Annotated in this window: 21 protein-coding genes; 20 read left to right on the top strand and 1 reads right to left on the bottom strand. The window is 43.8% G+C overall.

Translation table 11 applies throughout. The features are described 5' to 3' along the window. Nucleotides 1-20: 20 nt before the first annotated feature. Nucleotides 21-2,771, top strand: coding sequence for a calcium-transporting P-type ATPase, PMR1-type (locus V6C11_RS09355; RefSeq protein ID WP_333530877.1), 2,751 nt, complete (start codon nt 21-23; stop codon nt 2,769-2,771). Between the two features lie 179 nt (nt 2,772-2,950). Here the strand turns inward: V6C11_RS09355 and V6C11_RS09350 are convergent, their stop codons facing one another. Further along, complete coding sequence (locus tag V6C11_RS09350) at nt 2,951-4,765, bottom strand: methyl-accepting chemotaxis protein (protein ID WP_333530876.1); 1,815 nt, start codon at nt 4,763-4,765, stop codon at nt 2,951-2,953. Nucleotides 4,766-5,149: 384 nt separating this feature from the next. On the opposite strand from V6C11_RS09350, the gene V6C11_RS09345 reads away from it, so the two are divergent. The 19 genes from V6C11_RS09345 to pknB all read left to right on the top strand — a co-directional run bounded on the left by V6C11_RS09345 (nt 5,150) and on the right by pknB (nt 24,352). Beyond that, nucleotides 5,150-6,343: a pyridoxal phosphate-dependent aminotransferase gene (locus V6C11_RS09345; RefSeq protein WP_333530875.1), complete on the top strand. Its 1,194-nt coding sequence runs from the start codon at nt 5,150-5,152 to the stop codon at nt 6,341-6,343. 112 nt (nt 6,344-6,455) lie between these two features. Next, nucleotides 6,456-7,142, top strand: a complete 687-nt coding sequence (locus tag V6C11_RS09340; protein ID WP_333530874.1) for a TraR/DksA C4-type zinc finger protein — start codon at nt 6,456-6,458, stop codon at nt 7,140-7,142. A gap of 336 nt (nt 7,143-7,478) precedes the next feature. Next, nucleotides 7,479-8,357, top strand: coding sequence for a YicC/YloC family endoribonuclease (locus V6C11_RS09335; protein ID WP_333530873.1), 879 nt, complete (start codon nt 7,479-7,481; stop codon nt 8,355-8,357). 20 nt (nt 8,358-8,377) lie between these two features. Beyond that, nucleotides 8,378-8,650: an extracellular matrix/biofilm regulator RemA gene (remA, locus tag V6C11_RS09330; RefSeq protein ID WP_333530872.1), complete on the top strand. Its 273-nt coding sequence runs from the start codon at nt 8,378-8,380 to the stop codon at nt 8,648-8,650. 8 nt (nt 8,651-8,658) lie between these two features. Then, nucleotides 8,659-9,261, top strand: a complete 603-nt coding sequence (gene gmk / locus V6C11_RS09325; RefSeq protein ID WP_333530871.1) for a guanylate kinase — start codon at nt 8,659-8,661, stop codon at nt 9,259-9,261. A gap of 24 nt (nt 9,262-9,285) precedes the next feature. Further along, nucleotides 9,286-9,495 carry a DNA-directed RNA polymerase subunit omega gene (gene rpoZ, locus V6C11_RS09320; RefSeq protein WP_333530870.1) on the top strand — a complete coding sequence of 70 codons (210 nt, stop codon included), beginning with the start codon at nt 9,286-9,288 and terminating at the stop codon, nt 9,493-9,495. 14 nt (nt 9,496-9,509) lie between these two features. Beyond that, nucleotides 9,510-10,721 carry a bifunctional phosphopantothenoylcysteine decarboxylase/phosphopantothenate--cysteine ligase CoaBC gene (coaBC, locus tag V6C11_RS09315; protein WP_333530868.1) on the top strand — a complete coding sequence of 404 codons (1,212 nt, stop codon included), beginning with the start codon at nt 9,510-9,512 and terminating at the stop codon, nt 10,719-10,721. Between the two features lies 1 nt (nt 10,722). Next, on the top strand, nt 10,723-12,921 hold the full coding sequence (gene priA / locus V6C11_RS09310; RefSeq protein WP_333530867.1) for a primosomal protein N': 2,199 nt from the start codon (nt 10,723-10,725) through the stop codon (nt 12,919-12,921). A 94-nt stretch (nt 12,922-13,015) separates the two neighbouring features. After that, nucleotides 13,016-13,474, top strand: a complete 459-nt coding sequence (def, locus tag V6C11_RS09305) for a peptide deformylase (RefSeq protein WP_333530866.1) — start codon at nt 13,016-13,018, stop codon at nt 13,472-13,474. A 14-nt stretch (nt 13,475-13,488) separates the two neighbouring features. Next, on the top strand, nt 13,489-14,442 hold the full coding sequence (gene fmt, locus V6C11_RS09300) for a methionyl-tRNA formyltransferase (RefSeq protein WP_333530865.1): 954 nt from the start codon (nt 13,489-13,491) through the stop codon (nt 14,440-14,442). 56 nt (nt 14,443-14,498) lie between these two features. Then, entirely contained in the window at nt 14,499-15,239 is a 741-nt protein-coding gene (locus tag V6C11_RS09295; protein ID WP_442886060.1) for a DUF116 domain-containing protein, read from the top strand. Next, nucleotides 15,236-16,597, top strand: coding sequence for a 16S rRNA (cytosine(967)-C(5))-methyltransferase RsmB (rsmB, locus tag V6C11_RS09290; RefSeq protein WP_333530864.1), 1,362 nt, complete (start codon nt 15,236-15,238; stop codon nt 16,595-16,597). The genes V6C11_RS09295 and rsmB overlap by 4 nt, the downstream gene beginning before the upstream one ends. A 2-nt stretch (nt 16,598-16,599) precedes the next feature. After that, the gene (rlmN, locus tag V6C11_RS09285; protein ID WP_333530863.1) at nt 16,600-17,646 is read left to right on the top strand and encodes a 23S rRNA (adenine(2503)-C(2))-methyltransferase RlmN; all 1,047 of its coding nucleotides are present in this window, start codon (nt 16,600-16,602) and stop codon (nt 17,644-17,646) included. Between the two features lie 14 nt (nt 17,647-17,660). Further along, on the top strand, nt 17,661-18,449 hold the full coding sequence (locus V6C11_RS09280; protein ID WP_333530862.1) for a DUF3662 and FHA domain-containing protein: 789 nt from the start codon (nt 17,661-17,663) through the stop codon (nt 18,447-18,449). A gap of 2 nt (nt 18,450-18,451) precedes the next feature. Next, nucleotides 18,452-18,970 (top strand): FHA domain-containing protein, encoded by a 519-nt coding sequence (locus V6C11_RS09275; RefSeq protein WP_333530860.1) that lies wholly within the window; start codon nt 18,452-18,454, stop codon nt 18,968-18,970. Further along, nucleotides 18,948-19,661: a Stp1/IreP family PP2C-type Ser/Thr phosphatase gene (locus V6C11_RS09270; RefSeq protein ID WP_333530859.1), complete on the top strand. Its 714-nt coding sequence runs from the start codon at nt 18,948-18,950 to the stop codon at nt 19,659-19,661. Before V6C11_RS09275 ends, V6C11_RS09270 begins: the two co-directional genes overlap by 23 nt. A gap of 37 nt (nt 19,662-19,698) precedes the next feature. Next, nucleotides 19,699-21,024 (top strand): FtsW/RodA/SpoVE family cell cycle protein, encoded by a 1,326-nt coding sequence (locus V6C11_RS09265; RefSeq protein WP_333530858.1) that lies wholly within the window; start codon nt 19,699-19,701, stop codon nt 21,022-21,024. Next, nucleotides 21,008-22,435: a peptidoglycan D,D-transpeptidase FtsI family protein gene (locus V6C11_RS09260; RefSeq protein WP_333530857.1), complete on the top strand. Its 1,428-nt coding sequence runs from the start codon at nt 21,008-21,010 to the stop codon at nt 22,433-22,435. Before V6C11_RS09265 ends, V6C11_RS09260 begins: the two co-directional genes overlap by 17 nt. A 33-nt stretch (nt 22,436-22,468) precedes the next feature. Continuing rightward, nucleotides 22,469-24,352: a Stk1 family PASTA domain-containing Ser/Thr kinase gene (gene pknB / locus V6C11_RS09255; RefSeq protein WP_333530856.1), complete on the top strand. Its 1,884-nt coding sequence runs from the start codon at nt 22,469-22,471 to the stop codon at nt 24,350-24,352. Nucleotides 24,353-24,359 lie beyond the last annotated feature (7 nt).

The raw sequence follows: 24,359 nt of genomic DNA, 5'->3' as shown, positions 1-24,359 counted from the left end.
GTTTTTGGAGGGATGGCAGCATGACCACTAGTTGGTTTGAATTGAAAAGGCAAGAGGTTATTGACAGACTAAGAACCTGTCCAGAAAAGGGCTTGACAGAACAACAGGCCAAAGAAAGGCTGGAGCAAATAGGACCCAACAAACTTTTGAGCTCAGAAAAAAAACCACCCTGGAAGATGTTTTTGGATCAATTCAAAGATTTTATGGTTTTAGTCCTCATTGCCGCGACCTTTGTCTCTGGTCTGCTGGGGGAATGGGCAGATGCAGTGACCATTATGATTATTGTTGTCATAAATGCGATACTAGGCTTTGTCCAGGAATTTAGGGCAGAAAAATCAATGGAAGCACTAAAGGCCATGACTGCACCGGAGGCCCTGGTAATTCGTGATGGGATCGAAAGGAAGGTTCCCGCAGCAGACCTAATACCTGGTGATATTGTTTTGCTTGATACAGGGGATAAAGTTCCTGCGGATTTAAGATTACTGTCACTGGCCAACTTAGAGATTGAAGAGTCTGCCCTAACCGGCGAATCCTTTCCTGTAAAAAAACGTGTGGAAAATATGGCTGGGGAAACGGAAATCAGCTTGGGAGATACCAGAAACATGGCCTATATGGGAACGGTGATTGTGCGAGGCAGGGGCAAAGGGGTAGTGGTGTCCACTGGTATGCACACCGAAATGGGACATATCACCAGGATGATTCAAGAAGCTGAAGAGGATCAAACTCCTTTACAAAGAAGGCTGGAGCAGCTGGGCCGGTATTTGGTAGCCTTTTGCCTGCTGGTTTGTGCCTTAGTTGTGGTACTCGGAATTTTGCGTGGGGAACCAATGTATAATATGTTCCTAGCCGGTGTCAGTTTGGCTGTGGCTGCTATTCCCGAGGGCTTACCAGCTATTGTAACCATTGCACTGGCCATTGGCGTGCAAAGAATGATTAAGAGAAATGCGATTATACGCCGCTTACCGGCGGTAGAAACCTTAGGTTGTGCTACGGTAATCTGTAGTGATAAAACAGGCACCTTAACAGAGAATCAAATGACGGTGCGTGAGATTCTGGTTGGTAATACCCGGGTTAGTGTTACCGGGGAAGGGTACGATCCCAAGGGGGAATTTCGCTTTGATGGCACGAAAGGGCCGGAATTTGCTAAACTTTTAAAATGTGCTGCCCTATGCAACAATGCCAAACTTACCAAGGGTGAAATCTCCATCGGAGGTGTTTTTAGAAACATAGGCAAAGGAAATATGTCCAGTGTGTGGGGCGTAGCCGGCGATCCCACCGAAGGGGCCCTAATGGTCATGGCCGCTAAGGGGAAGGTCTGGCGCAAGGATATGGAAAATGAAGAGAAACGACTGCTAGAACTCCCCTTTGATAGTATTCGTAAGCGTATGTCCGTTATTTATCAAGATGCCAAGGGCCAGTTAACAGCCTATGTTAAGGGTGCTCCGGATGTGATGCTGGATTTATGCACACATAGTTATAAGGATGGTCGGGTTATCCCCCTTAGTGACCAATCTAGAAAAGAAATTCTGAAAAGAAATTCTGAAATGGCTCAAGGTGCCCTGCGGGTGCTGGCCTTAGCCTATCGAGACATGCATGGCGTTAAAAGCGAGGAAGATTTAACCGAAGAAAATGTTGAGCAGCAGCTTATCTTTTTAGGACTTGCCGGCATGATTGATCCGCCCAGACCCTCTGCCGTTCATTCTATTCAGGTCTGTCGTCGGGCAGGTATTCGCACGGTTATGATTACTGGCGATCACCAGCTGACAGCCCAGGCAGTGGGAAAGGAATTGGGTCTGTTGACCCGGGGAGCCCAGGTGTTAACAGGGGTTCAATTGGATCAGTTAAGTGACAGTGAACTCCAGCAAGAGGCGGAACATATTACAGTTTACGCCAGGGTAACGCCAAAGCATAAGTTACGGATTGTCCGGGCCTTAAAACGAAGTGGTCACATTGTGGCGATGACGGGTGACGGAGTCAATGATGCTCCGGCAGTGAAAGAAGCGGATATTGGTATTGCCATGGGGAAAGCTGGCACCGATGTCACAAAAGAGGCCTCGTCAATGGTATTGGCCGATGATAACTTCAGCACCATCGCTGCGGCCATCGAAGAGGGTAGGGGTATTTATGATAACATTCGTAAGTTTATCCGTTACCTGCTATCCTGTAATGTGGGAGAAGTGTTAACCATGTTTTTGGCAGTGTTAATGGGTATGCCCTTACCACTGGTACCCATTCAAATCCTTTGGATGAACCTGGTTACGGACGGACTTCCTGCCATGGCCCTGGGTGTAGATCCCGTGGAAAAGGATATTATGTACCGCAGGCCCAGAAATCCTCAAGAAAGTGTATTTTCCCAGGGCTTGGGCTGGAAGATCATGGGCAGCGGCACAGTTTTTGCTCTGGGAACGCTTGTAGCCTTTGCCATCGGTTTGATGATGGGCCAAGTGGATTTAGCTAGAACCATGGCCTTTAATACACTGGTATTTTTCCAACTGTTTTTCGTTTTTTCTTGCCGTTCAGAGCATCACTCCATTGTTGAAGTTGGCTTATTTGGCAACCCACACTTGGTATTAGCCGTTTTAATATCCGCTTCACTTCAACTGGCTGTAAACTATATCAGTTTCCTGCAGCCAATCTTCCACACCGTTCCGTTGGAACTGAAACATTGGCTGATTGTTCTAAGTATCGCGATCCTGCCTCAATTACTGGGCACCATCGGCAAGGCCATAAAAGATCGGGCCAAGGAGAGAATTATGTATATTAAGGCGTAATTTAAGAAGCTTCCACTGCCTGAAAAGGTAAGTGGAAGCACAAGGGGACGGTTCTTTTGTGTTGTTCTATAGAACAACACAAAAGAACCGTCCCCTTGTGCTCATTCATTCTCTGCTGGTGCCGCGGGCGGCATGTTGAACTATCCTAAACTATCCTAAAAATGGCCCAAGGCCAACAGCTATATCCTAAACCGCCCGGCAGTATCCTTTAATTCCTCCGCCATATTGGCCAGTGTCTCGCTGGAAGCGGTCAGTTCTTCCATGATGGCAGATTGTTCTTGGGCGGTTCCGGCGATGTTTTGTACGCCTGAGGAAATTTGTTGGGTAGAAATTGCAACATCTTGTATTTGTGTATTTAGTTCTTGGATAGATAGCAATATCTTCTGGAAGGAATTGGCCACCTGATGGACGATGACACTGCCCTTAGCAACCTCTTCCTGTTCAAAGGCCATGGTTTTGACGGCATTTTTGGATTCAGACTGCATAGTGGAAATTAATGACTTAATCTCCTTTGCGGCAGTGGCACTTTTTTCTGCTAGTTTTCTTACTTCTTCAGCCACCACGGCAAAGCCTCGTCCTTGGTCACCGGCTCTGGCTGCTTCAATGGCAGCATTTAAGGCTAATAGGTTGGTTTGATCGGCTATTTGTGTAATGATTTCTACTATTTGTGTAATACGGCCAGAAGTGTTATCCAGCTCTTGAATAACTCCTGCAACATTTTCTGTGGAACCTTTGATGGATTCCATCTGCAACTCAATTTGCTTTAGCTCTTGTCGGCCATTCGCTGCGGATTGACTTGCTGTTTCGGAGGATGCTTGCACCCGGACCGTGTTTTCGTTTACTTTTTCTACAGTGGCTGCCAGTTCAGTCAAGGTAGAAGATTCTTCGTAGGCTGATACAGAAGATTGCTGGGTACTGGAAGTTAGTTCTTGGCTGGCTGCCGATATGGTTATTGCTTTGTCGCTAATATGATGTACCAGATCCTTCAAGGATATGGACATTTGATTAAAGGCAAGGGCCAGGGTACCTATTTCGTCGCGATTACTTATTTTAATTTCATCACCTGTTAAATCCCCTTCGGCAATTTTGGCCACACTTTGTTCCAAAAGAATAAGGGGTTTAGCAATGATATTTGAGACATAGAAGGCAATAGCAAGTCCCATAAGCAGGGCAAAGGCAATAATTATGCTGATCGTCTTAATTACGTCATCAACGGCTTGGTTAACACTGGCATGTTCTGTTTGTACTAACTCATTGACGTAGGCAATTAAATTTTGTCCGGCTTTTACCGTGTTACCCACTGTACCTTTATCCTTTAAGGTTTGCTCCTGAAGAGATTGTAGAATAGTGAATTCCACTGGGATGTTGTCTTTATCCATTCGTTCTTCTGACGCTTCTTTGCTGGGGGGAGTTTGTCTAAGATTAATTAAATTACCTGCATAGGCTTTATAAATTGAAACATGGCGATCATATTCGTTATATAATTCTTTACCCTTCTCGGTCTGTAATTTAGATCTGAGTTGTGTCAGGGAGGCGTTCATTTCGGAAATTTTCTCAGTATGTTGACTCAGGTAATCCGTATCACCCGTTAAGAGATAGTTTCTTAAATCCAGACCGGATTTTTGTAAGAGAATAAGGGATTCATTGGTTTCATTAATGACCAGCACCCGTTGTTCAATTAGTTGATCATAATTGGCCTTAATTGTTTGCATATTTCGGTAGGATAAGCTGCCCACGAGGATAAGTAATATAAGGACTAAACCAAAACCAATAAAAAGTTTCCTTTTGATCGGATATCGATTGTTGATCGTATTATGATTAAAAAAATTGCATTCCCTGCAAAAGGGAATTTTTTGGGCCACCGTTCCTTGAACCTCACCCCTACAAAGGGTACTTGCGACTTTCCAACAGTCATTACCTAGTCCCTTAGTAAAAGCGGGGCATGCCGCCTTCCTTTCTTCAGGGCATTTCAAATAATCCCAACAATTGGCCACGCTATTGCCTCCTTAAGTAAACATTACCAAAATTTTCACATTTACTAGATTCTATCAGTTTACTGTACCATCGTCTACAAAAATGTGACAACTTTAGACGTTGATTGATCTAAAAATATTGTAAATGTGGTATGATAGTAGACGTCAGCCCAAAAATGGCCATGAGTCGTGGTTTTGGTCTTTTTTGAGTGCTGTTTTTGCAAAAATACAATATACAACCCGTTGCGGTGTTGAAATAACCCCTAGTAAATTGTTATACTTTTCACGGCATGAGCTTTAGCTCTTAGCCGTTAGCCTTTGGCTCTTAATCTTTATTTCTTTTACATAAATAATAGCTCAAGGCCCATGGCTCATGGCAAATATATAAACTGGGAGAGAATACTTATGAAATTAGCACAAAGGGCAGTAAATATCAGTCCTTCACCAACCTTTGCCATTGATGGCAAAGCCAAACAAATGAAAGCAGCTGGTATTAAAGTTATCAACTTTGGTGTTGGTGAACCAGATTTTGAAACACCTGAAAATATCAAAGCCGCAGCCATAGAGGCCATTAAGGCTGGGGAAACTCGCTATACCCCTGCGGGAGGCACCCTGAAGTTAAAGCAGGCCATTGTTGATAAGCTTTTTAGAGAAAATGGCTTGGAGTATCAAACAAATCAAATTACCGTTTCCGTAGGTGCTAAACATTCCCTATATAATGCCTTTCAGGTACTGTGTGAGCCAGGTGACGAAGTAATTTTACCTGCCCCTTATTGGGTCAGCTACATTGAACAAATTAAACTTTCTGGTGCCGAGCCTGTAATTTTACCTACCAGACAGGAAAATGATTTCAAACTAACCCCCAAGGAATTGGAGCAAGCGGTTACCCCTAAAACAAAGGTATTACTGCTCAACAGTCCCAGTAATCCCACTGGTTCAGTTTATTCTCGTGAAGAACTAGCTGCCTTGGGAGAAGTTTTGACCAAACATAACATTACCATTGTTTCCGATGAAATTTATGAAAAACTGTTATATGATGGCTTAGAACATGTTAGTATCGCTGCCATTAGCCCCGAGCTGAAGGAAAATACCGTCGTCATTAACGGCGTATCGAAGGCCTACGCCATGACTGGTTGGCGGATTGGCTACTGTGCTGCTCCTGCCCCTGTGGCCAAGGCCATCAGCGACTTGCAATCACACTCTACCTCCAACCCGACATCGATCTCCCAAGTGGCCAGTGTCGTGGCACTCAGCGGCCCTCAAGAGACAGTGTCTGAGATGGTGGCAGAATTTGAAAAACGTCGCGACTACATGTTAGAGCGGTTAACTTCAATAGCAGGGGTAACCTGTCCCAAGCCAAATGGTGCTTTCTACCTCTTCCCGGATGTTAGTGCTTATTTTGGCAAAAGCTATCAAGGCAAAGCAATAAATGATGGTGCAGAATTAGCTAACCTTTTACTAGAGATAGCAGAGGTAGCAGTGGTGCCGGGAGTTGCCTTTGGATCGGATGATAATATTCGTTTATCCTATGCCACTTCCATGGAGAATATCAAAGAGGGATTAGACCGGATTGAAAAATTCCTAGCAGAGCTGCAATAATACTCTTTCCCCCCAATAAGTGTATTTTAAAAAGGACCTGGGCAAATTAATCTTAAATTTGTCTGGGTTTTTCTTTTTAATTACAAGGTTCTAATGAATTGGGGGTACTAAATTGCTGACACCAGAACAATTGGCTAAATTTAAAAATGAGCTTTTAGCTATGCGGGGAAATATGTTAGAACGGATTGAAGGAATGAATGAAGGTGGCATGGGAGAATCCATGTCCAGCTCCATTAGTGAATTATCCACCTATGACAATCATCCCGGTGATGTTGGAACGGAGATGTTTGAAAGGGGTAAAGACTTTGCTCTGCGGGAAGATGCCATGACCATGGTGGGTGCCATCGATGATGCTTTGGATAAAATGGCAGCAGGAAAGTATGGGCTGTGTGAAGTGTGTTACAAGGAGATTTCCCCCGCCAGACTAGCAGCAGTGCCCTATACGACCCAATGTATCGACTGCAAATCCAGGGATGAGCACCTGCCTAAACCCCATGAGAGGACAGCGGAGGAAGATATCCTGGAAGTTCCCTTTGCCCGCACTTGGAAAGATGATGATGATTATAATGGTTTCGATGGCGAAGATGCCTGGGAGAGCGTAGCCATCTGGAACGAACACGCGGAGTGGTCCCAGGCTGGCTCCTACTACGGTGATAAGGAAATGATTGTCGAGGAACACCTGGATACCTTTGAAGATCCTGACCTAGTACCTTATGAAATAGATGAAGAGGGAGTTATTTATGAGTCCTTTAAGGGTGTGGATGATGAAAGTTCACCCTATGAAAGGATTGATTCATAGCCGTCAGTCTTTTTAGGCCATGGGCTTAATCGCATTAGTCCTAGACGCAAAAGAACTGTCCCCTTGAGTCCTGTCTTGGCCTTCTTTGGAAAGAGAACTCGCCGAATTTGCAGGTGCTATCCCCCCCGCTGATGCAATAACCAAAATGATCCCAAAGTAAAACACGAAAAAAACGGACGGCTAATAATAGGGCCAGTTTGGGTATAACTATGAAAAATAGGGTTATAACCCAGTACTGGCCCTATTGCTTTACCTTACGTGATTTTTCTTAAGAATTAAAGGATAATCTAGTTTTAGGTAGAAATGATGATATATTAAAAAGTAGGTGGTGGAAAATTGATAAAAAGTATGACAGGGTACGGCCGAGGTGAGGCATCTATAGAGGGCCGTAGGTTTACAGTGGAACTAAAGTCTGTAAACAACCGTTATTGTGAAGTATTTCTTCGGCAACCCAGATCCCTAACCCCCATAGAAGATAAAATAAAACGCAGTATCCAGGCCAAAGTTACCCGTGGGCGTGTGGATGGATATATTTCAATAGAAGAGACGGGTGAAATCACCCCTTCGGTAAAAGTTGACAAAGCTTTAGCAGTGGCGTATCATAATTCAATGGAGGAATTGGCGGAATACCTGTCTATTAAAGAGAAGATCTCTATAAAGGACCTAATATCACTGCCAAACGTTATTTCTCTTGAGCAACCGGAAGAAAACCTGGAACTATGGTACCCAGCTATACAGGAAGCCACTGAGCAAGCCCTAGAGGCACTTCTAGCCATGCGTCAAACTGAAGGAGAACGTCTAAAGGAAGATATCTTGAACAGGAAGGCTACCATCGGGCATCTTACCATGAAAATAACAGAAAGAGCCCCCCTTGTTGTACAAGAATACAGAGACAAATTGTCCCAAAGACTATCAGAGTGGCTGGATAATGGCATCATTGACGAAACCCGCCTAGCAGCAGAAATAGCAATCTTTGCAGACAGAGCAGACATATCAGAAGAAATTGTACGATTAAACAGCCATTTGTTGCAATTGGACCAATTTCTCTCAGAAGGCGGTTCTGTGGGGAGAAAACTTGATTTTCTCGTTCAAGAAATGAACCGGGAAATTAATACAATTGGTTCCAAGGCTAATGATTTAGCAATTACAAATGCTGTTGTTAACGCCAAAAGTGAACTTGAAAAAATAAGAGAACAAGTCCAAAATATTGAATAATGTAATAGGGGGAACGAAACATGGATATTAAGCTTATAAATATTGGCTTTGGCAATATTGTTTCAGCTAATCGCATTATTGCTATTGTTAGCCCCGAATCCGCTCCTATAAAACGCATTATTACTGAAGCCAGGGATAGGGGCATGTTGATTGATGCCACCTATGGCCGTCGTACCCGGGCCGTAATAATCACCGATAGTGATCATGTCATCTTGTCTGCTGTGCAGCCAGAAACTGTGGCCAATCGTCTGGTAAGTAAAGAAGCTACACAGGTTGACGAACCTACGGACTAGGTGAAAATATGACTAGGCAAGGATTACTAATCGTTATATCAGGACCTTCAGGCGCAGGAAAAGGTACCATATGTCAGGGATTGCTCAATAAAAATAAGAATCTTTGCCTTTCCATTTCTTGTACAACAAGGGCACCAAGACCCGGTGAAGTGGATGGAGTAAACTATTTCTTTATTAATAAAGATAATTTTGAAACCATGTTGGCCGAAGACAAATTGTTGGAATATGCAAAGGTTTACGATAATTACTATGGAACACCTAAACATTTTGTGGACGATAAGTTGTCCAATGGACAGAATGTAGTGCTAGAGATTGATATTCAAGGAGCCTTACAGATAAAAGAAAAATACCCCCGTGGGGTATTGATTTTTGTGGTGCCACCGGGTCTATCCTTGTTAAGGGAAAGACTGATAAAACGAGGCACAGATTCAGAGGAAGTTATTAACAAACGGTTAAAATGTGTTTGCGAAGAACTTGCCAACACGAAAAAATACGATTACCTTATTGTTAATGATACAGTTGAGGAATCGATTGAACAAATCGAGAGTATCATCAAAGCCGAAAAGTGCAGACCCTTTAATTTCGACATTGGTAAATTTATGCAAGGCTAAATACTTATAAGTGGGGTAATTACCATGATGAATCGACCTACGCTGGATGAATTAATGACGAAGGTAGATAGTCGTTATACCTTAGTTGTTGCTGCGGCAAAAAGGGCACGTAGACTTACTGAAGAAGAAATTGAAACAAATTCACCGTTAGCTATTAAGCCGGTAACACTGGCTTTGGAAGAGCTTGCCGATGGAGATATCCTATATCGACGTGTCAAAGAAGGTCATAAGTAACGGAGGTGTTATCGTTGCTGACAGGAAAAAAAATTACCGTAGGGATTACCGGTGGTATTGCAGCTTATAAAACGGCTGATCTGGTTAGCTCCTTGGTAAAAGCTGGTGCTAATGTGCGGGTTGCCATGACCTCAGCGGCCCAGAAATTTATTACACCTCTTACTTTGGAAACACTTTCAGGCAATCCGGTACATACAGACCTCTTCCCAAATGGTTTTGCTGGTGGCGTTTTACACATCGATTTAGCCCAAAACACCGATTTGCTGATCATTGTTCCAGCTACGGCAAATATAATTGGCAAAGCAGCCAATGGCATAGCGGATGATCTGGTTTCCACATTGCTGATGGCTGCCACCTGTCCAGTATTGTTCTGTCCAGCCATGAATGTTGCAATGTATAACAACCCCATATTGCAATTAAACATAGGTAAACTTAAGGAGTACGGCTGCCATTTTGTGGAACCTTCTATCGGACCATTGGCCTGTGGTACCACGGGCAAAGGGAGACTGGCCGAACTAGCTGAGATAGTATATAACATTGAGCAAATGTTAACCCCCCAGGATCTGGCGGGGTTAAGGGTTCTGGTTACCGCTGGTCCAACCAGGGAACCCCTTGATCCCGTTCGTTATCTAACCAACCGTAGTTCAGGCAAAATGGGTTATGCCCTGGCAAAGGGTGCGGCTCTGCGTGGTGCTCAGGTTACTTTGGTTAGTGGACCAACTAATTTAAATGCACCGAATGCAATCGATAAGATAAGGGTTGAAACAGCAGTTGAGATGCGCGATGCTGTTTTGAAGCATTCTGATCATTCTGATCTTATTATCAAGGCTGCGGCAGTGGCTGATTATGGTCCGATGGAAATAAGCGATCATAAAATTAAAAAACAAGCAGACAACATGTCCATCCCGTTGCAAAAAAACCCAGATATACTAGGTGAATTGGGAACTCGTAAAAAGGATCAACAAGTACTGGTTGGCTTTGCTGCGGAGACCCATAATCTTGAGCGTTATGCACAAAGTAAACTGGAGAAGAAAAACCTAGATCTATTAATTGCCAACGATGTTACCCTACCTGGAGCTGGATTTGATTGTAATACAAATATTGTACGCATCTTCTGGGCTGACGGAACGATTGAACCACTTTCTAAAATGGCAAAAGAACAGGTGGCCCAGGAAATACTGGACCGAGCGATCAAGGTATTAAGGGCCCGCCGGGGGGAAAATTAGCATGCTATATGCGGAGGTGGCTGTTCCTGTACCGGTTCGCTCCCTCTATCAAACCTTTCATTACGGGGTACCGGAGGCCCTTCAGGGCGAACTAAAAATGTTCAGCCGGGTCGAGGTACCCTTTTCTGGTAGGTTCATACAGGGGTTTGTTATCGGTTTTGGCGATCCCCCTGCCTTTAAGAATATAAAGAATATAAAACGTATGATCGAAAGGGAACCCTTTTTAGATACGGAGCTATATAAAACAGCCCAATGGATGGTACAGCGGTATTTATGCAGCTTAGGTGATGCGATCCAAACGATTGCCGGATCATCTGTTGGCAGCCTAAAGATAGAAAAAAGAAAAAAAGGATTAATCCCAACGGTAGGAAATGATTTTCTTATTGGGCTGGCAAGGGCCCCCAAGCAAAAAATTGCCCTTGAGGTGGCTCTTAGGCAACCAGGACTAAATAAACAGGAGTTGGCCAAAGAAGCAAATACCTCACCAGCCATTATAAATGCTTTAATTGATAAAGGCTTACTAAAAGAAACAGAATTAACAGGAGCAGAAGACGATAAGTATCTAGGCCCTAAACCAAACCTTACAAAGGAACAAGCAATAGCTGTAACACAAATCAGTCAGGCATTGAAAGAAGAAAAACCATCTGCCTGGCTTTTGCATGGAGTAACCGGCAGTGGTAAAACAGAAGTGTACCTGAGGATTATTGAGGAGGCGCTGGGACAAAACCGTCAAGCCATTGTTCTAGTACCAGAGATTTCCCTTACTCCTCAAATGGTGCAAAGATTTAAATTGCGTTTTGGTAGTCAGGTGGCCTTGTTACATAGTGCCTTATCCCAGGGGGAAAGATATGCCGAAAAGGCACGTCTGCGTAACGGAGAAGCTAGGGTTGTTTTGGGAGCACGTTCTGCTATCTTTGCACCACTGCCGAATCCGGGGGTCATCATTATTGATGAGGAGCATGAATCCTCCTATAAACAGGACGAAAGTCCTAAATACCATGCCAGGGAAGTGGCTTTACAGAGGGCTGCCCAACATAAAGCAGTGGTTGTACTGGGCAGTGCAACACCGGCCATTGAAAGTTATTGTCGAGCCCGCCCCGGTGGCCCTTATCAGCTTATTCGACTTACAAAGCGAGTGGACCAAAGAAAAATGCCAGTGGTTCACATTGTTGATCTTCGCAAGGAGTTTGCTTCAGGCAATAAAGGTATTTTTAGTCGACTTTTTATCCATGCTTTGTCAGAACGTATTGAAAAAAATGAGAAAAGTATTATATTCTTAAATCGACGGGGTTACGCCTCGGTTGTTGTATGTCATCATTGTGGACAGGTCATTAAGTGCCCCCATTGTGATATATCTTTGACTCTCCACAAAGACGGATTATTAAGATGTCATTACTGCGGCTATGGCAGTCGAATTCCTCAAAAATGTCCTTCCTGTGCCAGTAGCGTCATCCGAAACTTTGGCTTGGGAACTCAAAGGGTAGAGGAAGAAATTAAAAAGCTTTTTCCCAGCATCAAAGTACTTAGAATGGATGCGGATACTACCACCCGCAAAGGTTCGCACCAAAAGTTACTTGACCAATTCATTGGCGGCGATGCGCAGGTATTAGTGGGTACGCAAATGATTGCCAAGGGTTTAGATATACCACAAGTAACACTGGTTGGGGTAGTCAGTGCGGATATAACACTGCACATGCCTGATTTCCGGGCAGCCGAAAGAACCTTTCAATTGTTAACCCAAGTTGCGGGGCGTGCCGGTCGGGGGGAAATTGAGGGCGAGGTAATTATTCAAACCTATGACCCAGAGCATTATAGTATTTTACACGCCCAACAGCATGATTTTATTCACTTTTTTCAAAAGGAAATGGCAACGAGAAGAACCTTATACTATCCGCCCTTTAGTTTTATCATTCGAATCATGTTTTCAGGCGTAAATGAAGGGGATGTACTCAGTGCAGCCCAGGTTTGGCTGGAACGCTTATCTAAAACAAGGCAAGAAACGGATTTGTCAAACATCGATATCCTCGGGCCTGCACCTGCCGGCATAACCAGGATTAATGATCGTTACAGGTGGCAACTACTATTAAGAGGTCCGGTAAGCCGGGACCTGCGAAAAATAGTTACCCTTGTTTTGGAACAATTGGGCATTCGTTATAAACAAGTCACGGTTAGCATTGATGTGGATCCGTTGACGATATAGCCATTCGCTTGTGGCCATCGGCCATGGCCCATGGCCACATAGTTGCAAATCAATAAGCAAATAAGCTTGCGTCAATAGTGGAGGGAAATAGACAATGGCAGTATACAAAATCGTCGAAATCGGTGATGAGGTTTTAAGGGAAAAAGCCAAACCGGTGAAAGAGGTTACACCAAATATTCATAAACTACTGGATAATATGGCTGATACCATGTATGCAGCCAAAGGGGTGGGTTTGGCTGCGCCGCAAATTGGGGTTTCTAAGAGGGTTATCGTCATAGATATCGGAGAGGGTCTGATCGAATTAGTCAATCCAGAGATCTTAGAAGCCTCTGGTCCCACCGTGGTAGATGATGAGGGATGTCTTTCAGTGCCCAATATGGTTGGGGAAGTAGCCAGAGCGGATATACTGGTAGCCAAAGGGCTTAATCGCAGAGGTGAAGAAGTGGTCTATCGGGTTAAAGGTTTTCTGGCCCGGGCCTTCCAGCACGAGATTGATCACCTGGAAGGAGTTATCTTTGTTGATAAAGCAAGTAATCTCCGTAAGGTTGAGTAGTTAGGGGTATTAACATGCGCATTGTATTTATGGGAACGCCTGATTTTGCTGCAGTATCATTAAAAGCCTTGCTTGAGGCAGGACAACAAGTGGTGGCGGTAGTTACCCAACCTGACAAACCAAAAGGCAGGGGAAAACAGGTGCAAGCACCACCTGTCAAGGTTTTGGCTGAGGCCTATGATTTACCTGTTCTTCAGCCAACCAGTGTTAGGACAAATGAATTTTTACAAATAATGCAAGAAATTAATCCGGAATGCATTATCGTAGTGGCCTATGGAAAAATATTACCGTCGGAGTTGCTGGACTTGCCTCCTAAGGGTTGCATTAACGTCCATGCATCCATATTACCCTATTATCGAGGATCAGCTCCCATCCACTGGGCTATCATTAATGGAGAGACAGAAACCGGGGTTACAACCATGTATATGGATAAGGGAATGGATACCGGCGACATGATCCTGAAAAGTTATCTGTCCATCGGTTCAGAGGATACCGTGGGAGAAATACATGATAAATTGGCGGCCCAGGGGGCAGAATTATTATTAGAAACCACTCGCTTACTGGAACAAAATCGGACACCCAGGACACCCCAAAATAATGATTTGGCCACCTATGCACCGATGTTAAAGAAGGAAAACGAGTTAATTCAATGGCATACTGGTGCTAACAAGATTCATAATCATGTGCGGGGCATGAACCCCTGGCCTGTCACTTATACAACTTGGGGAGATAAAATATTAAAGATATGGCGCACAGCCCTGCCTCCCCAAGGGAATAATGCTGCTGAACCAGGTACAGTCTTAGAAACGAATTCTTCAGGTATCTTGGTACAAGCCGGACAAGGCCAAATTTTGATTAAAGAATTACAGCTTCAGGGTAGTAAAAGGATGGAGGCTGAGCAGTTTCTCCGGGGCAAACAGTTACTTCCTGGCACGGTTTTAGGAAAAGAAGGGGGGGGGGACCACTGATAACACAGAGTCATGTCCAGGCACCACAAGTACGCAAAAGATTGTTCCTGGGCCTGTTGGCTGCAAGCTTAGTCATTGTAGGTCTAACGATCTTTACGATCTGGTATCTGGTCTATCATCCCACCACTTTGTTACAGCAAACGGTATTAGTTGCCCTGGTTGTGGCTATTATTTTAGCCATTATTCTGGTAGGCTTTGGCCTTGGTGGTATCGTCTTAACCATTTGGCTGGCCCAAACGATTAAGCCTTTACAACCTTTGATGCGGATTGCCATGTCGTCATTATTTCCCTTTGCCATTGGCCTGGGCAGGCTTTTTAAAATTGATACCGATAAAATTAAGAATTCCTTTATTGAGGTAAATAATGAACTGGTTAGGACCAATACGCCCAATCTGGAACCAAGGCAAATTTTATTATTAGCACCCCATTGTATTCAGGAATACACATGTCCCCATAAGGTGACGAATGATATTAACAATTGTAAGCACTGCGGCAAATGTAAGGTTTCGGAACTACTAGACTTAAGGGATAAATACGGTATTCATGTGGGGATTGCTACCGGCGGGACCCTAGCGCGCAAACTTGTTAAAGAGCATCGGCCAAAGGCCATCGTAGCAATAGCCTGCGAAAGGGATCTGTCCAGCGGTATACAAGACTGTAATCCAATTCCAGTATTAGGTGTACTGAATGATCGTCCCTTTGGGCCATGTATTAATACATCGGTTTCCACACTTGGAGTGTCAAAAGCGATTGAGTTTTTTCTGGGTAACCGGAAAGGGGAAGAGAGGATCAATTGAAAAATATAAGTGCCAGAGAAATTGCACTTCTAGTAAGTAAAGCGGTAGAAGATGAAGGTGCTTATGCTAACCTTGCCTTAAATAAATTACTAGAAAAGTATCAGCCCGGCAAATTAGACCGGGCTTTTGCCACAGAGATTGTTTACGGGATATTAAGGAACCTCAATACCATCGATTGGGTCCTGGCCCATTTTCTTAAACAACCCTTGGCATCACAAACAATTTACATAAGAAACATCCTAAGAATGGGCACTTACCAGATTATGTTTATGCCGAGGGTCCCAGATTCTGCTGCCTGCAATGAATCAGTAAATTTAGCTAAAAAATATGGTCATGCCGGGGCAGCCAAGTTTGTCAATGGCGTTTTACGAAATGTAGCAAGGCAACAGCAAAGCTTGACCTATCCAGACCCCAAAGAGTCACCGGTTGACCACATCGCTCTAAAATATTCACATCCTACCTGGTTGGTGGAAAGATGGTTAAAGGAATATGGTTTTGAGCAAACAGTTGCCCTCTGCCAAGTTAATAATCGTCCGGCACCGAATACTGTGCGAACAAACACTTTGAAAATATCCCGACAGGATTTGATTGACAGATTAAGGGAAGAAGGAGTGGAAGCAAAGGAAACCCAGTATGTACCAGAAGGCTTAAATCTGCATGGTTTTTTGTCTTATCGGAGTCTAAAGCCATTCCAGGAAGGTCTATTTCAGGTACAGGATGAAAGTTCCATGTTGGTGGCCCATGTTTTAAATCCTTCCTCAGGGGCCAAGGTGTTGGACGTAGCAGCTGCTCCGGGTGGTAAAACAACTCATTTGGCCCAAATAATGGGTGATAGTGGGCAAATTATGGCCTTTGATTTACATAAACATAAATTAGATTTAATTATGGAAAATTGCCAACGACTAGGCATTCACTCCATCCAAGTCGAAGTAGCCGATGCCAGAGATTTAGACAAAAAATATCAGGGCTGGGCAGACTATGTTTTAGTTGATGCACCTTGTTCCGGGCTGGGGGTATTAAGAAGAAGGGCGGATGCCAGATGGCGCAAAGATCCTAGTCAATTGCCAGGTATCGTAAGATTGCAAAAGGAGATTTTGCAATCTGCGGCCCAATGCTTACGACCGGGCGGAGTTCTGGTTTATAGTACCTGTACGATCACAAGGGAAGAAAACATAGGGGTTGTGGAAGACTTTCTCAAGGGACATCCCGAATTTACCATGGGGGATCTGAGACAATTCCTACCACCTGGCCTGGACCAGGAAGAATCGGCCGAACATGGTTTTTTGATGTTATTGCCCCATATTCATGGCATGGATGGCTTCTTTATAGCCCGCATGAGAAAAAAAGGATTTGAGTAGAAATGCCTAGAAGTATCACGGATAAAGTGAATTTAAGGGACTTAAATCGACAGGAAATGAAGGAGTTTTTCTTAAGCCTAGGGGAAAAACCCTTTCGGGCAGATCAGGTCTGTCGTTGGGTTTTTGCTCAGGGGGTTACCTCCTTTGCCGAAATGACGAACCTACCCAAGGTCTTGCGAGACAAACTGGCAGAAGCAGCTAAACTGAGCCAACCCACCATATTAACCAGCCAAGTATCGGCAAAGGGTGATACAAGAAAATATTTATTTGGGCTGTCAGATGGCAATGCAGTTGAATGTGTACTAATGAAACATTCCTATGGCAATTCAGTATGTGTTTCTACCCAGGTGGGTTGCCGTATGGGCTGCTTTTTCTGCGCCTCAACCATAAATGGTCTGGTAAGGAATCTTACCCCAGGGGAAATTTATGACCAGGTAATGGGCATCCAAAGGGATACTGGGGAAAGGGTCAGTCATATTGTTATAATGGGTTCAGGGGAACCCTTGGACAATTATGAAAATGTAATGAAATTTTTGGAAATCGTCAATGCAGAGTATGCCTTAAATATTGGCTATCGTCATATCACCCTTTCAACCTGCGGACTTGTGCCAAAGATGCTGGAATTGGCAGAGAAAAAGCTCCCCATTACCCTGGCGGTATCTTTGCACGCCCCCAATGATGAACTGCGTGATCAATTAGTCCCCATGAACAGAAAGTATAATATAAAGCAGTTATTGGCAGCATGTTCTGAATATATCAAAATTACCGGTCGCCGCATAACCTTCGAATATGCTCTGTTGGCTGACGTAAACGACAGTGACCGACATGCCCGTCAGTTGGCAGAGCGATTAAAGGGCCTAATGTGTCATGTCAATCTAATCCCGGCCAACCCGGTGGAAGAAAAAGGTTTTCTGAGAACACCACCGGAAAGAGTGGAAAGTTTCCGTAATTATTTAGAGAAAGCCAATCTAAATGTTACAGTCCGCCGGGAACTAGGCACGGATATCGATGCCGCCTGCGGACAACTCAGGCGTAGATTTGAAAAATAAATGGTGGTGATATTATGCGTATATTTTCAGGGTTGGAAAGCAGCTTAGAAAAATATATTGAGGGTTTTTTTAAGGGTAAATTCAGCTCTGACAAGCCTATTCACCCCACAGATATCGCCAAAAAACTAGCCAAGGCCATGCGGGATAAACGAAGAATCAGTGTTTCCAATGTCTATGTGCCAAATGAATATCATGTCCTTTTGCATCCCTCGGATTTTTTGTATATTCAACCCATGATCCTGCTTCTAACAAAGGAGCTGGGGGAATTTCTGGTGCAAAATGCGGAGGATAGGAAATATACTTTGGTTTCGTCACCCATTATTAATTTTTCAGAGCAAACGGAACTGGAACCGGGCGATATTTTTGTTGAAAGTAAATTTGGTTTTTCTGAGGGTGGGGACATCCCTTTACCACTAACCCTAGCACAACCGGAGAACAACCTTAAGCATGAAGAAACCAAGGCTTATGAAGCATTTTCTGATACGGCACCCCTCGTCAAGTTGAAACAAATCTACTTTGCCAGCCTGATAGTAGAAGAAGGTGCCGACCTTGGTAAAGAATTTCCGCTAAGTGCTATTCGTTCAAGTATAGGAAGACGGGATACCTGTGATATCGTTTTAAACGATAACAGTATTTCAAGGCGACATGCCCAGATAGAAAAAAACAATGATGGCTTCTATATCTCCGATCTTAACAGTACCAATGGAACCCATGTCAATGGTTTACTTATTGATACCTATAAATTAGCATCGGGTGATGTGATCACCCTGGGTAATACAGTTTTGATATTTAAGGAGTTATAATCGTGTTAGCTCTCGTTATAACAATTTTACGTGCCCTTTTTTTAATTTTGCTCTACCTTTTTATTTTTAGGTTAACTACCAGTATGATTGAACAGATAAGAAATATCGATCGGTCCAGTGGTTCGTTGCAGTATCCAGAAAACCATCCTCCGGTAAATCACCTACCGGGTCAAAGGCATTTAATTACCGATGGAGATGGTGCTATTTTAAAAGTAGTAACCTCCGGTGATGATTTTATAAAAATAGGTGAAGTTTTTTTGCTGGGTGATGAAACAAGGTTAGGACGGGGCCCTGGCAATCATATTATTTTTAGTGGTCATTATGCATCCCAGGAGCACACTAGAATTGTCTATAAGCAAGGGCAGTACTGGCTGGAGGACTTAGATAGTTTGAATCATACATTCTTAAATGATGTACCAATAGACAAGCAAACGGTACTGGCAAATGGGGATCTTATTCGAATTGGTGATGTAATTTTTCATTTTGTGAGGTGGGCGTATGAAATGGAGTCAGATAAGTGAGATTGGCCTGGTTAGGGCCGGCAATGAAGACAGTATGTGCGCCTGTCCGGAAATTGGTCTTTTTGCTGTAGCTGATGGTATGGGGGGTCACAGGGCTGGTGAGATAGCCAGTAGTACAGCCCTAAGCTTATTAAAGGAACAGTTAAAAAATTCTAGCGTGGAACAGGAAGATGTGGCAACAAATTTACTTTGTATCATGGACGAGGCCAACCAGAGAATATACCAGTTATCCTGTGAAAATGAGCAATTTCGTGGTATGGGTACCACTGTAACAGCGGGAATTATTTTAGGAAATGAACTCATTATTGCCCATGTAGGAGATTCCAGGGCTTACTTAATCCGCAGTGATGACATTTTACAAATTACCAATGACCACTCTCTGGTGGGCGAAATGCTGCGTTGTGGGGGACTAACTGAAGAACAAGCAATCAATCATCCCCAAAAGAATGTCTTAACCAGGGCCATGGGAACGGCACCGAATATAAGAATAGACTTGTACAGAAAAGACATCCAGGTCGGAGATAAGATTTTGTTTTGCACCGATGGCCTGACAAATCATTTAAGGCCTCAGGAAATTAAGGAAATAATTTTGACTCAGTCAGACCCCGGGAAATGTCTAAGGGAATTAATGAAAATTGCTTTAGATCGTGGTGGCCTTGATAATATCACCATGGTTCTAGTGGAAATATGATGTAGGGAACGACCCCCTTGTCAGAGGAGTGCTCTTGATGTTAGCTTATCTGCGTAAAGAAGAACGCAGCTTGCTGTATTATATTGCAGCTTTCCTGGCAGTGGGAATTATTACCCTTTACCTGGGAAAGCCAGAATTAAATAAGGTATATGAACTATCTTTAAGCAGTGGCACCAAACTTCCTTTCTGGTGGTTTGTAGCCTTTCTCAGTGTCGGTACGATGGCAGGTTTTAGTCTTGTCAGTATCTACTGGAGATTAGCAGATTTTCGCTGTGATCCATATTTAATGCCGATTACTGCTGCTCTAACCTCTATTGGACTTATTTTTTTATTTAGACTGCGTCCCCAATATGCCGAAAGACAATTTGCCTGGTTATTAATAGGGTTACTGGTCTTAGTTATGGTTACTACCATTCTTAGACACATAGATAAACTGGCTGAATATAAATACATTTACGTAGCCGTAGGTGTGGTATTACTTGTGGTGCCAATTTTTTTGGGCCAAGAACAGTACGGTGCCCGCAGTTGGTTAAACCTAGGTTTATTTCAAGTCCAACCGTCGGAATTTGTCAAGATTCTTCTGGTTTTGTTTTTAGCCAGTTTTTTGGCAGAAAACCGCAGAATGCTAATTAATGGAAATGAACGAATGTTTGGCGTAAGCATTCCTGGCATTCGTGAATATGGCCCCTTAGTGGGAATGTGGGGCATCTCACTGCTTATTTTAGTTTTTCAAAGGGATTTAGGAACCGCTCTCATTTACTTTTGTACCTTCCTGGCGATGATCTATGCCGCCACAGCAAGAGTTTTATATATAATACTTGGTTTGATCCTGTTTTTTATGGGAGGAACTCTGGCTTACTACATTTTCAGTCATGTCCAAGCCCGGGTGAATATTTGGTTAGATCCCTGGTTATACATGGAGGGCAGCGGTTATCAAATTGTACAATCCCTATTTGCCCTAGGGTCAGGTGGACTCTTTGGCACCGGCCTGGGCAAAGGATTACCCGATTTAATCCCGGCTGTGCACACTGATTTTATCTTTTCGGCCATTGTAGAAGAGTTAGGGCTTTTTGGCGGCTGTGCAATCTTAGTCTTATATATGTGTTTTCTTTTTAGGGGGTTGCTGATCGCCTTAAATTGCCGGGATCAATTTTTATCGCTATTAACTGCCGGTTTGACATTATTAATGGGTCTTCAAACCTTTATTATTATCGCAGGTGTGATTAAGCTTCTGCCAATGACAGGTGTAACTTTACCCTTTGTTAGTTATGGCGGCAGTTCTTTAATTGCTAATTTTATTATTCTTGGTATAATTTTAAACATCTCCCACGAGGTAAATGGAGGAAATGACAGAGAATATTAAAAGATTAGGTTACTTCTTATTATTCATCTTTGTTACCTTAATCTTATATTTAACCTACCTGGTTATGGCTGAAGGAGAAAGCCTGGCCAGACATCCCCAAAATCAAAGAATGGCGGCTAAGGAAGCCGGTATTATCCGCGGCACCATCTATGACCGGACTGGTATTGAATTAGCAGAAACGGTCTGGCATGGTAAGTCAGGTGAACGTGTTTATCTAAAACAGGGTAATTTGACACCCTTTTCCCATGTAACCGGTTATGTATCCCAAAGATATGGTTCATTTGGCCTGGAAGCTTCCTATAGTAAAGAACTTCTCGGTTTAACAGAGGCTGACGCGGTGGAAAATCTTCTGGATGGGATATTAAACCGTACGCCACGGGGTAATGATTTAGTATTAACTTTAGATACAGCGCTCCAGAAGACTGCCTTAAATGCCCTGGGGGATAGGAAGGGGGCAGTGGTGGCACTGAATCCGCAAACGGGTGAAATTCTCGTATTAGCCAGTTTCCCGACCTTTGATGCCAACGCCATTGATAACCCTGGTCTTTGGCAGCAGTTAAACCAGGATCATCTCAATGCCCCTTTATTAAACCGAGCCACCCAAGGGGCTTACCCGCCCGGTTCGGTGTTTAAGGTTGTAACAGGTACTGCCATTCTTGAGCAAAAGATTTTAGAGCCCCAGGATAAGATACAGTGCCCAGGCTACGCAGTGATTAATGGCCAACGAATTGCAGACAATGGTGTCCACAATAATGTGAATTTTAACCAGGCCTTGGCTCTGTCCTGTAATACATATTTTGCCCTAGAAGGATCACAACTCAGTTGGGGGCAATTTGAGAATACCTTTAATCAGTTTGGTTTAAGTGAAAAACCTAGCATTGGCATACCAATAAGGGCAGGTACCCTTGCTGCAAAAGAGAGAAGGAATAAAAGTCAATTGGCCGAATCCTCCTTTGGACAAGGTGATACCCTAATCAGCCCCTTTCAGATGGCCTTGGCTTGTGCCGCTATTGCAAATAAAGGGACCATTATGAAGCCGTACATCGTAAAAGAAATAAAAAAACCCAATGGCAAAGCGGTCAGTGTTACAGAAAACTCTTTATGGCTAACTGCAACAAATCCAGCAGTTGCTGAACAAATTGCCCAGGGTATGATAGCAGCAACAAACTGGGGTACTGCAACAGCAGCATCTATCCAAGGTATTCAGGTGGCAGGAAAAACGGGCACGGCTGAGACCGCAGAATCCCAAGGTAAAGGTCAGCCCCATGCCTGGTATGTGGGTTATGCCCCGGCAGAAAACCCCAAAATTGCAGTTGCGGTGATAGTGGAGAAGTCAGGCTCAGGCGGCAGAATAGCAGCACCCATTGCCAGGGAAATATTCTCTGCAGCCCTAGCTAGAAGTGATATTTGAAGCTCTCATCTGTTAATTCAGGTGGATTAAGGAGTGAGACAGAAGATGATAGGCAAACTTCTGGGTAATCGTTATGAAATACTAGAACAATTGGGCGGCGGAGGAATGGCACTGGTTTGGAAAGGCAAGGATACCTTTCTAAATCGGTTGGTTACCATTAAGGTACTAAGGCCAGAATATGCCAGTGACCAGGATTTTGTACGCCGTTTTCGTCGTGAAGCCCAAGCTGTGGCCAGTCTGTCCCACCCTAATATAGTAAGCATCTATGATGTAGGGCAAGAAAATGAAAGCCACTACTTGGTAATGGAATATATTGATGGGGAAAGTCTCAAGGAGATGATTCGCAGGGAAGCCCCCCTAGACCCGACCAGGGTTACTCAACTGGGGCGTCAAATCGCCGATGCCCTTGAACATGCCCATGAAAACAATATTATTCATAGGGATGTGAAGCCCCATAATATATTGATCACCAGAAGCGGCCGGGCTAAACTAACTGATTTCGGTATTGCCCAGGCTAGTGCCTCTACCATCACGCACACGGATACCATCATCGGCTCTGTTCATTATATATCGCCGGAACAGGCCAAGGGAGAGCCGGCGGGGCCAAAATCCGATATTTACGCCCTGGGTGTAGTGATTTATGAAATGCTAACCGGCCAGGTTCCCTATCAGGCAGATGGTGCCATTGGTGTGGCACTCAAACATATTCAGGAAAAACCTCTTTTATTAAGGGAGATTAACCCAAATGTTCCAGAAGATCTGGAAAAAGTTGTTTTGCGTGCCATGGATAAGAGGCCGGAGAAAAGGCATAAAAGTGCCAAAATTCTAGGTGATGATTTAGTTTTTATCAGTGATGAAACTAAAAATATGGCCGCCTATGACCCAGATGAGGAAGAATATACCAGGGTTTTACCCGGACCTGTTGTCATCAAAGATGAAATGAAGGCGGGCAGACCTACGAAAGAAGAACCAAAGAAAAAGATACAGATGAAACCTGCTGCCTGGGGTATGCTGGGAGTATTGGTTCTATTATTGACGGCTGGGTTAATCTTTGCTCTCAACAGTTATTTAAATGTGGGTGAAGTTAAAATGCCCCCGGTTACGGGGATGAAGTCAGCCGAAGCCGTGAAGGTACTGGAGGGTTATGGACTGGAGGTAAGTATATCCAGGCAGCACCATGCAACCATCGAGCAGGATCAAGTAATATCCCAACAACCTGAGGCTGGCAATATCGTGAAAAAGGTGCGGCCGGTGGTTATCGTGGTGAGTGAGGGCCAGGATTTGGTTGACTTACCAAATGTTATTGGACAATCCTATGATGAAGCAAGATTTTCCTTGATTAATCGACAGTTCCAAGTGGATACGCCGGAGTATGTTTACAGCAACAGCATTGAAAAAGATTTAGTGGCAGAGCAGGAACCGGCGGGTAACAACAAAGCACCCCGTGGCAGTAGAATTATTTTACGGCTAAGTCAAGGCCCTAAACCACAAATACAAAAGGTGCCTAATCTCATTGGCCTCAGCCAGGAAGCAGCCCGGGCAGAATTAACCGCCTTGAAACTCAATTTGGATGAAAATATCGGACAAACCGAAAGTAATGAATATCTCAGTGGACAAATTGTCTCCCAAGAGCCTGGCCATGGCAGTGAATTAGAAGAAGGGCAAAAAGTAAAAATAACAATTAGCACGGGTCCGGGACCTGCACCAAGGGAGGTTAAGGTTAAACTCTTGGTAACGGAGGATGGGCATAGCCATGAGGTTAAAATAGAGACAGAGGATGTCAGGGGTAAATCGAACGCTTATATTAATACGCACCAGTCCGGTGATAATGTTGCTACCAACGTTCGATTATATGGTAAGGGTATCGTTAGAGTATTTATTGATAACAAGCTGGAAGATGAAAAGGAAGTTGACTAAAGGGAAC

Origin of the sequence: Desulfotomaculum sp. 1211_IL3151 (assembly GCF_036763075.1) — a bacterium.
Lineage (GTDB): Bacteria > Bacillota > Desulfotomaculia > Desulfotomaculales > Desulfotomaculaceae > Desulfotomaculum.
Note: the sequence above shows the minus strand (reverse complement) of the source record. Positions and strands in the feature narration are given on the sequence as shown.